The organism is Rhodococcus sp. IEGM 1318 (assembly GCF_033142465.1).
Lineage (GTDB): Bacteria > Actinomycetota > Actinomycetes > Mycobacteriales > Mycobacteriaceae > Rhodococcus_F > Rhodococcus_F qingshengii_B.
The window spans coordinates 420,631-431,683 of sequence record NZ_JAWLSC010000003.1 but is presented as its reverse complement, the minus strand read 5'-3'; the positions used below and the strand labels follow the sequence as shown (position 1 = coordinate 431,683).

Genomic DNA, 11,053 nt, shown 5'->3' with positions numbered 1-11,053 from the left:
ACGAACGGCCGAACCGAACCCTACTGTCTCGTCTAAGTTTTCACCACCGGGCCAACACTGCTAGACATGTCGTCGCAGCTTTCACGCACTCAAACGTCAGGAGCTTCAGCGGATGAACAACGACACGGTGGGACCAAAGTCCGACGACGATTCCGGGGCTGAACCGATCGGCTCCGACAACATCCCGCCGAGCGGTCCGGAGCGCGAATCCAAGGGGTCGGCTGCATTTCTCCGAAGCCACCGAACCGCAGTCGCGATGACGGCATCGACACTGGTCGTCGGCGCTTTTGTAGCCTGGCTCGGGTACACGGCACACGAGGCGCAGGGCAACCTGGAAGCGGCTCGCGACCATGCACAATCGGCAAAGAGTGCGCTCCTTGCCGGGGATACGGGGGTCGCAGAGTCCGCCGCGGCGGAAGCCGATGTCGCGGCATCGGCCGCCTATGACAACACCCATTCGCTTCCCTGGAACATCGCCGCAGCTGTTCCGGCCATCGGGTCGCCCTTCGACTCGACGCGCCAGATGACCGAGGTCGTTCAGGGACTCACGCGTGACGTTCTCGGTCCTGCTGTCACTGTCGGAACTTCACTCGCACCAACGGAATTGGTGCAGCCCGGCGGACGCTTGGCACTCGCACCGTTACGCGAAGCAGAACCGAAACTGGCCGAAACAGCTATCGCCGCGAAATCGCTGTCGTCGCAGGCACAGGAAGTTCCCGAATCGAAGTACCTGGGCCGAGTTAACGATGCCAGAGCAGAATTGCAGTCGCAGACAAGCGAACTGGCTACCCTCTTGACGAACACCGCCACAGCGGCTCGCATCGCACCGGCGATGCTCGGCACCGACGGACCGCGCAATTACTTCATCGGTTTCCAGACCAATGCGGAGGCCCGCGGAACCGGTGGCCTCTTGGGTGGATACGGCATCGTCCGAGTCGACGACGGCGCCGCTCGGGTGGATACACTCTCCCCCAACTCCGAACTAACACTGGACAATCAACCGATAGACCTTGGTCCTGACTTCAATCAGCTGTACGGAACAAGTCGCCCGACCACAGATTCTCGCAACAGCAACCTCAGCTCGCACTTTCCTTACGCGGCACAGATCTGGCAGTCCCTGTGGTCACAGGAGTCCGGGGGTGAGATGGTCGACGGTGCAATTGCGACCGATCCGATAGCACTGAGTTACATCCTGAAAGCGGTGGGGCCGATCAAGATGCCCGATGGGGAGTCGGTGACAGCCGACAACGTCGTGGAACTGACCGAGTCGACCGCGTATGCACGCTTCCCTTCCGACAACAAGGCACGAAAGCAGTATCTGCAGACCATCGCGGCTCGCGTCGTCGAGAGGATGACCGGGAACATCAAGTCTCCGAGCGCACTGCTGGAAGCACTGGGCAAAGGCGTCAGCGAGGGCAGAATCGCGGTGTGGAGCTCGCACCCCGAGGAACAATCAGTTCTCGCCGACACGGTCCTCGGTCATACGATCCCCGGAGATTCGGCGCCGTATGCCGGTGTGGTGATCAACAATCAAGCCGGCAACAAGCTCGACTACTACCTCACAAGAGAAATCGACTACACAGCGCAGACGTGCACCGGCGACACCCGAAAGACAACGGTCACCGTTCGACTGACAAACAACGCACCCGACGCCGACCTGACCGAATACGTCAGCGGGATCGTCGACAACCCCGGACGACTGCCCAAGGGCACCAACGTGGCCGCAGTCACCCTACTGGCAACGACCGGAGCAAAACTCGACACAGTCTCGGTGGGCGGGCAGATTTCGTTTGCCGTCAACGGATCAGAGCAGGGGCACCCGGCCTACATGACGAGGGCTGTCATTCCGCGAGGACAAACGGTTGAACTGAAGTTCGATCTGACCGAGCCCACAGCAGAGGGCGAGGCCCGCGTACCGGTCCAGCCGCTGGTCGACGAACCGAAGATCACGGTCGACGTGCCTACCTGCTGAACGTGATCGGCAAACGTCTATCGCTCCCCTTCCGAACGGACGTTTGCCGATCAGCGTCTTTCGACAGCCCTCGATGAACTTTCAACAGATTTGAAACTTTGACGAAGGCTAGCCTATGCTTCCTGACGCGCCTGGAACCAGCCGTCGGCTGCGATCCGTCGGAGTCACACTCCTCGGCGCATCGACAACGGAAGGTTCCTCATGCAATACGCCCGTGTGCGCTCACTTCGCCGAACTGTGGCACTGAGCGGTTTGGTCATTGCCGCCCTTGTGCTCGGTGGATGTAGCAACAACAACGCTGAAACCGAATCAGGCAACAGCGACTTCGAAACCGTCACCATCGAAAGTGCACTCGGAAACGCCGTCATCACGGAAAAGCCCGAGCGAATCGTGACCCTCGGCATGGGATCGGCGGAAACCGTGATCGCACTCGGCACGATCCCGGTCGGCGTCGAAAAGTACGCATGGGGCAGCGACGACACCGGATATCTGCCGTGGGTGCACGAAGCGGTCACTGAGCAAGGTGGCGAATTGCCCGAGCAGTTCACCGGCGGAACCGACCTCAACATCGAAGCGATCATCGCTCTCGAGCCAGACCTCGTCCTCGCCCCCTGGTCCGGCATCACACAGCAGCAGTTCGACTCACTCAACGCATTCGCGCCGACCGTCGCCTACGCCGAGAGTCCGTGGACCATCACGTGGGAAGAGCAGATCAACGTCATCGGCAAAGCCATGGGTGAATCCGAGAAGGCAACGGCCGAAATCGACAAGATCAAGTCGCAGTTCGCTGAATCGACTGCAGCACATCCGAACTACGCCGATGTGAGCTTCTCTTTCATCTACAATACGGGCCCGGGAACGCTCGGCGTCTTCTTCGCAGAAGAGCAGCGTGTGGCTATGGTCCGCGCACTCGGCTTGCAGGTGGATCCCGTCGTCTACACCTTGACGGAATCGGAAGGAACAGACTCAGCAGTCATCGGCCTGGAGAACGCAAACCTCCTCGACAAGTCCGACCTGCTCTTCACCTTCTACTCTGACCCGGCCAATCGCGCCGAGATCGAGGCACAACCGGCCTACCAGGCCATCCCCGCCGTGGCTCGGGGAACTGTGATCGCTCCGACCGAACAGCCCTTCGTCACGGGTTCCTCGATGATCAACCCACTGACCGTGCCCTGGTCGCTCGAGCGTTATGTACCGATGATCGACGAGGCAATCGCGAAGCTGAACAAGTGATGTCGATACGCACCGTACGATCGAGAAGCCCGCGTCCTATTCGGATGCGGGCTTCTTGCCGTCACGTTCGCTCTTGAATCGCATCCACTCACTGCTCAGCATCCGATTGTCGATGATCCACCCCATGTAATCGCGCATGTTGAGCACACGAATGTACGCAGGGCCGTTGGGGTTTGCGTATTGCAGCGCCTCGGTCGCAAGCTTGCGTTGATTCTCGAGATACACGTGCTCGGTTTCGAGGAATCCGCCCCACACGTCGGAATCCATGACGTAGTAGTGAGTCCGATCCCGAGGCTTGCGCGTGCGTTTGACGAAGCCCCGGTCGATCAACCGGCGAATGTAGGTGGACACCGATCCGCGACTTGCTCCGAGTGCCTGCGCCAGCTCTTCAGCACTGACCCCTGGCGACTCGCTGATCAACAGATAGCCCGCAATCCGACCTTCGATACGAGCCCCACCACCGGACTGCCAGTACACGGAGAACTGGTCGATGAACCAGGTGGAGAAATCGTCACCGCGAGCAGGGCTGGCATCGCCCATTCGTTGAGCCTCCGACGTCACTGGGTACGAACAAAACTGAGTACGAACAAAACCCGGTCCGAACAATTCGTCACTATTGTGCCAGCACCACACTCACTGAAACGAAAGCGTCAGTCCTGGAGTGGTTGCAATGAACTCGAGTTGTTCGATCGTCAAAGGCGAAGCTTTTGTCGAGCCTGCCGGTTTCACGAACTGGGTCACCACGACGGTTTCGCCGGAGGGGTGGACAACCCGGACCGTGTCGTCGCCCGAGCCATAAGGATCGACCAGGCGAGTCACGATGGTGGAGTCCGGCAACGTGAGTGTCTCACCCGGTTCCGGCACAGCGGTACCAACCGATATTTCGACATCGCTGCTGCCGTCCGCTGTCGAAGCGACGATTCGCTCGCACACTCCTCCCTGTCCGTAATCATCTGGAACCAACGAACCGAGCGGGCGTTCCAAGGTGACGCCTGCCGCGCCGAGATCCTTCCACCGTGCATCGAGCAATTGATTCAGTCGGTCGATATCCATGCGCGTCGCAGGTGGACCGGCATTCACAGAATCGGTGTAGCAGGATGCCATCGGTGGCGGCGTCGAGTCTGGAACCGGCGCAGTCACCGCAAGCCCCGGCGCGGTTGCGAGCGCGATCAGTTCGTCCATCGTCAAAAGCGGACCAGTGTCCGTCGACGTGTCGATGCTGGCAACAACCCGGGATCCGTCGCCGAGATACGCGACGACACCGCGCTCGCCCCCGACATCCGAAGCGACTTTGTCCTCGAAATCCGCAATGTCCAGCACTGTTCCGTTCGCGAGATGCTCCCGCCGATCCACAAGACCCTCCAAGCACGGTGGCACCGGCTGATCCCATGCACGAACCTGAACCGAGACATCGGCCGTCTGCCCGCCGCGACTTACCGCCCCGCTTGCCTTTGTCGAACCGCTGAACTCGATCGGGTCGACCCCGTCAGGAAACGAGGCGCCCCGGAAATTCTGGATCGGCGCAAACTCGAACGATTTCGACGGACTCGCAAATACAACCTCGACATCGGAAGGCAATGATTCGAGTAACGCATCGCTCATAGCGGTGGCCTTCGGCCCCGAGAACCACGGATAGTCCGGATCGTCATAGCCAGGCTCGCCTGCGAAACCGTAGTTGAATCGCACCGGCGGACCCGGTGATTCGACCGAATCGCAGCCAGGAATCGACGTACCTGTGTCCTCGTTCATCACCGCCGCGACAACAGTTCCCAATGCGACGATCGAGACGATCACCACCCCGTCGCGCCAGGTCCATTGCTCGCGACGACGGTTCGACTCGTGTGCGGTGCGCCCAGACATTTCTCGATCATTGCCTACGGCAACAACTACGTCACTACCCGACATACCCAGTGAGGTCGTAAACCGTGGAATTTCCCACTGTCGTCGATGCGAAATTGGCTTCGACCCATTCCTGGATGGCACTCGACGTGCTGTCCCCGCTTTGGCCCTCTCTCTGGCTTCCGCCCTGGCCACCGGCAATGTAGTAGTGAACCTTTCCGTCTGCCACGTACTGGATGAATTGATCCAATGTCGGTGAGGGATCGGAACTCCAACCGCCGGTCGCCATCAACGCGGTATTGCTGGCCAACTCGTAGGTTGCTGCGCTTTGCGAACCGTTGGTCGCGGCCGACCACGTGGTGCCCGCGTTGACCAGCATTGCCGTCAACTCGGAAGTGCTTTCGCTGCCGCTACTAGGTGCTTGCCCGTTCGACGTCGGATTTACAGTCGCGTCAGAAGAATTCGGCGGTGCGTCACCGTTTGGCAGCTCTGGGCCCCCACCGATGCCTCCTCCCCCGCCCATTCCGGAATCGGACACCGCGCTGGCGGGTCCGGCTGTCGGAATGGATCCGCCGTGCGCGGTTGCGGCAGTGGCAATCGCGTAAGACGCCGAAGCCGTTATCCCTGCCAACGAGCCGATGATCAATCCAGCGACAGCAAGCCTTCGGAATCGATCCTCGGCTCCCACGAGAACCAGGATCGCGCCGACGAACTTGCCTACCAACAGAATCCACTTCATCATCGGCAGCCAGTCGGCATTGCGGTGCAACAGCACCCAACTCCAGATTCCTGCGACCAGCATCACCGCTGCCAAGCCGCAACGTCCGATCCAGCGGGCACGAACCAACCACAGAGCCACTCCACCGGTCCCGATCATCCCCGCGACGGCGGGCGCAAGCGCAATTGTGTAAGAGGGGTGGATCCTGCCCGACATGTAGCTGAAGATCAGGCCGGTAACGAGAAACCAACCACCCCAAAGGATCAACGACGCACGAAGAAGATCTGTGCGCGGTGCGCGCCTCCGGGCGAGGAGTCCGAACACCACTGCGATCAGTGCCGCAGGAATCAGCCAGGAAATCTGTATACCCATCTCGCTGCCGAACAGCCGCTCCAGTCCGGTACTCCCCCCGAAGCTCGAGCCTGCACTGCCACCGTTCATTCCACCACCGCTACCGGTGTTACCGAAAAGTCGACCCAATCCGTTGTATCCCAGCACCAAGTCCATGACGCTGTTGTTGGTCGACCCACCGATGTACGGGCGAGAATCCGCCGGCCACAGCCACACTACCAATACCCACCCACCCACCGGCCGATACGACAACGGCCGTGGCGCCGATCGCCAAGTGGACCAAGCGATCTCGCAAACGTGCTTGTCCGGCAATCACATACGCACCTGCGAGCGCAGGCAATACCATCACCCCTTGCAACATCTTGGTGAAAAGCGAACCCCAGCGCAACACCTGCGAGGGCTACCCACATCGCGGCTCGTCGACCCATCGCCGTGCCCATTGCCCGAATCACGAAGTAGCCGGCGAGAGTCATGAGCAGAACCAACAGTGCATCAGGATTGTCGAACTTGAACATCAGGGCGGCAGCCGGCGTAGCGGCCAACACAGCTCCCGCCACAGAACCCGCAGCGGGCGACGCCACTCGTTTGACGGCCACATACACGAGTGGAACCGATCCGACGCCCATCAATGCCTGCGGAACTAGAAGGCTGGCACTCGAAAATCCGAAGATCCGTCCGGACAGACCCATGACCCACAACGAAGCGGGCGGTTTGTCGACCGTGATGAAATTCGAGGTATCGAGGGACCCGAAGAACCACGCTTTCCAATCTTGTGAGCCGGCCTACGCAGCCGCAGCGTAGAAGGTGTTGGCGTACCACTCGCGGTCAGATTCCACAGATACAGGACCGCCGTTGCCGCCAACAGGGTCGTCAGCGCCAATCCTGTACGGCGAGTGCGGAACCACGACGGCGAGGGCTCGGCTCGATGGGCAGTTGGTGCCGGCCGCTGAGGTGGGGCCGGATGCAGAACGGCGGTCATCAGGAAGTCCCTTCACGAGTTACTGTCCTGCCAACGATCGCGTCTCCAACCCTGGCGGCACTGGGCCCGTCTGGAAGATTGCTGTGAATGGATCAGGTCAGAGCGCGCTCGAACAGCACGACGCTGAACCAACCGTTCTCGGCATCATCTCCGAAGTCACGACGCCCGACCTCGATAAAGCCCGCGTCCAAGTAGTAGCGACGCAATCGCACGTTCGTTTCCACACAATCGAGCCGCAAGTACTGCGCGCCCTCCTCCGTAGACCGTCGACGCGCCCAGCGCAGTAAGCGCTCACCCATCGAGTCGCCCGAAAATGCTCGATCGATAACCAATCCGTGCACGTAGCCTGCAGGTTCGTCCGAATCGAGCCAAACCTGAGGGTCTGACCAGATCAACCTCAGCGCACCGACGATCCTCGACTGCACCTGGTCTCGCGCGACATAGAACTCCCCTCTCGAAATCTGGGCCTCGATCTTCTCGAGAGACACTTCGCGAGGACGCCACTGAGCGATTCCACGTTCCGCCAACCAGTCTTCCGCCCCATGCCGAAGCGCCAAGATCGCTGGCGCATCATTTGCGATCGCCCGTACAACGTCCACCGTCGTGATCCCTCCCCTCGATCCGACCATCGAAAGGTGCGGCCCACAGCGGCACGACCTCTGGGCTCCACCTCGGATGTATCTGCGAGATGGAGCCTATCGGCGTGAAGTTATATGTCTGAACGGGTCCCACCACTCGGTCAGGTCTTGAAAGTGGTGTTCGCCGGCCTGGGATGCTGCCCGGGGTCGATCGAGGGTGGTGGGATGAACCACGGTTTGTTGTCGACACCGATTCGGATCGCCCATTTCCCGACGAACCCTGATTTGCGGTGCATCAGCCGGTGATGTGAACGGCACAGCAGGACAAGGTTGTTCATCACCGTAGGCCCGCCGTTCGCCCAGTGCCTAATATGGTGCGCATCGGTCCACGCCGGAACACACGAACAGCCCGGGAACGCGCAGCCCTTGTCGCGGGCGATCAGCGCGACCCGTTGTTCGGCGGTGACCAACCGTTTTCCGGGTTTCGCATCGAGCGGCGCGCCGTGATCGTCGAGCAGGACAGTGGAGAGGAAACAATCGCACCCGAGGAGTCTGGTCTGCGAGACCGACAGCGGCCCGAGCCAGGGCATGTGCCCCACATCAGGATCCGACAGTGACTCTCCACCATCAGTTGGTGTTGCGGCGCAATCGCGGTGCTCCGCCAGATCGCGAGCGTTGATGTGCACGTTCACGTGCGGACGTTGCCCACCATCGGTACCGGTCTTGGCACAGTCGAGGTAGCGGCGGATCAGTTCGGTGAACCCGTCCGCGGTTCGCTTCGCCGCCGACCGGGCATCGGGCGTTCCGTCCGGTGCTGGGGTGGGCATCGTCAGATTCGACAGGGCCGATAACAGCATTTCGCCGGTGAGGGCATCGAAATCACCGCGCACCACCACCCGACCGTTCAACGTGGACGCGATCCGGAGCTCGTTGCGATCGACATCTTCGGCGGGCGGAATCTCATCGGACTCGAACAACCGCTCCAAAGTCGCGATCACGTGCCGCACCTTCGTCGTCGTCGCCTCCACACCCAACGCAGCCGCAAGCAACAGGTCGATGCACTTCGGTAGCGCTTCCTCAGGCATGCCTTTAGGTGGGGATTCACAGAACGAGACGATCAACACGGCGTGATCGAAGGAGCAATCCCCGTCATCGAAGCCTGCCGCTACGGCCGGAAACGGCCGCAGCGCTGCACCGAGGGCGGCGATCTTCTTCCCGTCCCGAACCTGCAGCATCGTGTTCGCCGCCAACCAGGAACCGACACCGCGGCTGGCAATCACCTGATCATCCGGGCGCATCGACAGTTCGTCCACGACCGCCACCCGCACCGCCTCGAGACGCAGAATCTCCGCACTCGCCTCGATAGCAGCAGCCCGCAACTCCGCAGCAGACAACCGCCACAGACGACCACGCAACCCCACCGCAGAACCAGACACCACATCCGACAACAAGACACTCATTGAATCCCCCGATCCCCACCCCCAACAATACTCGAACATGCGTTCGAGTCAATAGGGATAGATCTTCAGTGCTCGATCCACCGATTCATCGCTCGCCGTTAGCAACGGCAATCTCAAATGAGGTGTCGGAATCTGCCCCAACGCGTGCAACACACCCTTGATGACAGTCGGATTCGGTTCGGAAAACAGGGCCCCGGACAGCTTCGACAACCGTCGCCCAAGGTCGCGAGCACTGTCCACATCGCCACTGTCCCAAGCCTTTACCAAGCGGACGAAGTCACCAGTCGACACATGAGCCGACGCCAAAATGCCGCCGGACGCACCCAAGGCGAGGAGCGGTGCGAGGAACAGATCATCCCCGGCCAGCACGGCGAAGTCGTCCGGAAGATCCGCGAAGAGTTCGACGGCAGCTGCGTCGATACTGCCAGCGGCATACTTCACAGCAACAACCCCGGGCAACGCTCCCAACTCTCGCAGTGTGCGACCGTCCAAATCGCACGCAGTTCGGTACGGCACGTGATAGACGATGAGCGGTACCGGGCTCGATTCCTGCAAGTACGCAAAATGCGCCACCACACCGGCTTTCGACGGCCTCGTGAATGAAGGAACCGGCACCAAGGCCGCCGAGACTTCCGGCCACCGACTCAGACTGTCGAGCGCCCGCGCACTGCCCACTGTGTCGCTACCGCCCGCGCCGACGATCAACGTCGCGCCCCGCGCACGGCACACGCTCGCGCAGATGTCCAGAACGGCCACTCTCTCCTGCTCCGTCAGCGTTGCGCTCTCCGCCGTCGTCCCGAGCGCAACGAGTCCGACTGCACCATCGGAGAGAACCTGGTGCGCAAGCCGTTCGAGTGCGTCGGTTGCGATACGACCGTCGCTCTCGAACGGGGTGATCAGAGGGACATGGATTCCGGCGAGGTCAATTCGAGCAGTAGTCATAGAACTCAGCCTCACCCAACAAACCTTGTAGGTCTAGTTCGCGTTTCCATCTTCGAGCGTAAGCTGAGCTGATGCTTGACGTTCGTCGACTGAGGCTCTTGCGTGAACTAGCGCTGCGCGGCACCATCGTTGCCGTCGCCGAGGCGTTGTCATTCAGTCCCTCTGCAGTGTCGCAGCAGTTGGCCGTTCTCGAACGTGAAGCCGGCGTTCCTCTGTTAGAACGCACGGGGCGTCGGGTGCGCCTCACGCCGGCAGGCGAGAACCTCGCACGTCACGCCGAAGTCATCCTAGAACGCCTGGAACAGGCATCGAGTGAATTGGTCGACGCTCGTCGTGGCCTCGCCGGACCGCTACGCATTGGAACGTTCCCGACCGCCGCACGTGCGATCCTCCCTCAGGCATTGATCGCACTGTCGCACGATCACCCGGGATTGGAACCGATGGTCTCGGAAATCGACCCAGCCGACGTCGCCGACGCGCTACGAGCCGGGAATTTGGACTTGGCTTTGATTCACGACTACGACTTCGTCCCTCGCCCCACCGAACCGGGCTTGACGACATTGCCGCTGTGCAGCGAAGCCGTGTACCTCGCTTCGAGTGACATCGAGTCAGATCCCGGTAACGCCGTCGCATCGCTGACCGACTGCGTAGAACGTCCCTGGATTACCGCGATCCCCGGAACCGCTTGCCACGCAATGACCATTCGCGCGTGCCAAGCTGCCGGTTTCACACCGAAAGTGCGTCATCACATCGACGAGTTCGCCACTGTTCTCGCCCTCGTTGCTGCGGGACAGGGAGTTTCACTGGTCCCGGAACTCGGAGCAAGTCATCCACCACCGGGAGTGCAGCTCACGCCGATGCCTATTCGGCGAAGGACCAAGATCGCCCACCGAGCCGGCTCCGACGCACACCCGGCAGTCACAACCGTGACAAGCGCGCTTCGCTCGGCCGTCCCGCAACTGCTGGACGCCCAGCAATAGC

8 protein-coding genes and 1 pseudogene are annotated in these 11,053 nt (G+C 61.0%); 3 read left to right on the top strand and 6 right to left on the bottom strand.

Going from position 1 to position 11,053, the window contains the following annotated elements:
* Positions 1–112: 112 nt before the first annotated feature.
* Both R4P65_RS10345 and R4P65_RS10340 read left to right on the top strand, forming a co-directional pair.
* Positions 113–1,972 carry a DUF4012 domain-containing protein gene (locus R4P65_RS10345; RefSeq protein ID WP_317826421.1) on the top strand — a complete coding sequence of 620 codons (1,860 nt, stop codon included), beginning with the start codon at positions 113–115 and terminating at the stop codon, positions 1,970–1,972.
* Between the two features lie 201 nt (positions 1,973–2,173).
* Entirely contained in the window at positions 2,174–3,205 is a 1,032-nt protein-coding gene (locus R4P65_RS10340) for an iron-siderophore ABC transporter substrate-binding protein (protein WP_317826420.1), read from the top strand.
* 36 nt (positions 3,206–3,241) lie between these two features.
* Here the strand turns inward: R4P65_RS10340 and R4P65_RS10335 are convergent, their stop codons facing one another.
* The 6 genes and pseudogenes from R4P65_RS10335 to R4P65_RS10310 all read right to left on the bottom strand — a co-directional run bounded on the left by R4P65_RS10335 (position 3,242) and on the right by R4P65_RS10310 (position 10,072).
* Positions 3,242–3,745, bottom strand: coding sequence for a GbsR/MarR family transcriptional regulator (locus R4P65_RS10335; RefSeq protein WP_317826419.1), 504 nt, complete (start codon positions 3,743–3,745; stop codon positions 3,242–3,244).
* A gap of 93 nt (positions 3,746–3,838) precedes the next feature.
* Positions 3,839–5,065 carry a hypothetical protein gene (locus R4P65_RS10330; RefSeq protein ID WP_317826418.1) on the bottom strand — a complete coding sequence of 409 codons (1,227 nt, stop codon included), beginning with the start codon at positions 5,063–5,065 and terminating at the stop codon, positions 3,839–3,841.
* Positions 5,066–5,099: 34 nt separating this feature from the next.
* Positions 5,100–7,092 (bottom strand): annotated as a pseudogene (locus R4P65_RS10325) (ArnT family glycosyltransferase).
* Positions 7,093–7,184: 92 nt separating this feature from the next.
* A complete protein-coding gene (locus R4P65_RS10320) occupies positions 7,185–7,691 on the bottom strand; it encodes a GNAT family N-acetyltransferase (RefSeq protein ID WP_317826417.1) in 507 nt (168 codons plus the stop codon).
* A 140-nt stretch (positions 7,692–7,831) separates the two neighbouring features.
* Entirely contained in the window at positions 7,832–9,130 is a 1,299-nt protein-coding gene (locus R4P65_RS10315; RefSeq protein WP_317826416.1) for an HNH endonuclease signature motif containing protein, read from the bottom strand.
* 48 nt (positions 9,131–9,178) lie between these two features.
* On the bottom strand, positions 9,179–10,072 hold the full coding sequence (locus R4P65_RS10310; protein WP_317826415.1) for a 4-hydroxy-tetrahydrodipicolinate synthase: 894 nt from the start codon (positions 10,070–10,072) through the stop codon (positions 9,179–9,181).
* A gap of 71 nt (positions 10,073–10,143) precedes the next feature.
* On the opposite strand from R4P65_RS10310, the gene R4P65_RS10305 reads away from it, so the two are divergent.
* A complete protein-coding gene (locus R4P65_RS10305; RefSeq protein WP_317826414.1) occupies positions 10,144–11,052 on the top strand; it encodes a LysR substrate-binding domain-containing protein in 909 nt (302 codons plus the stop codon).
* Position 11,053 lies beyond the last annotated feature (1 nt).

Excerpts from the sequence above, each read along its gene's own strand:
- R4P65_RS10310 (WP_317826415.1), bottom strand. The coding sequence starts at position 10,072 with ATGACTACTGCTCGAATTGACCTCGCCGGAATCCATGTCCCTCTGATC.
- R4P65_RS10345 (WP_317826421.1), top strand. The coding sequence starts at position 113 with ATGAACAACGACACGGTGGGACCAAAGTCCGACGACGATTCCGGGGCT.
- R4P65_RS10315 (WP_317826416.1), bottom strand. The coding sequence starts at position 9,130 with ATGAGTGTCTTGTTGTCGGATGTGGTGTCTGGTTCTGCGGTGGGGTTG.
- R4P65_RS10340 (WP_317826420.1), top strand. The coding sequence starts at position 2,174 with ATGCAATACGCCCGTGTGCGCTCACTTCGCCGAACTGTGGCACTGAGC.
- R4P65_RS10305 (WP_317826414.1), top strand. The coding sequence starts at position 10,144 with ATGCTTGACGTTCGTCGACTGAGGCTCTTGCGTGAACTAGCGCTGCGC.
- R4P65_RS10335 (WP_317826419.1), bottom strand. The coding sequence starts at position 3,745 with ATGGGCGATGCCAGCCCTGCTCGCGGTGACGATTTCTCCACCTGGTTC.
- R4P65_RS10330 (WP_317826418.1), bottom strand. The coding sequence starts at position 5,065 with ATGTCTGGGCGCACCGCACACGAGTCGAACCGTCGTCGCGAGCAATGG.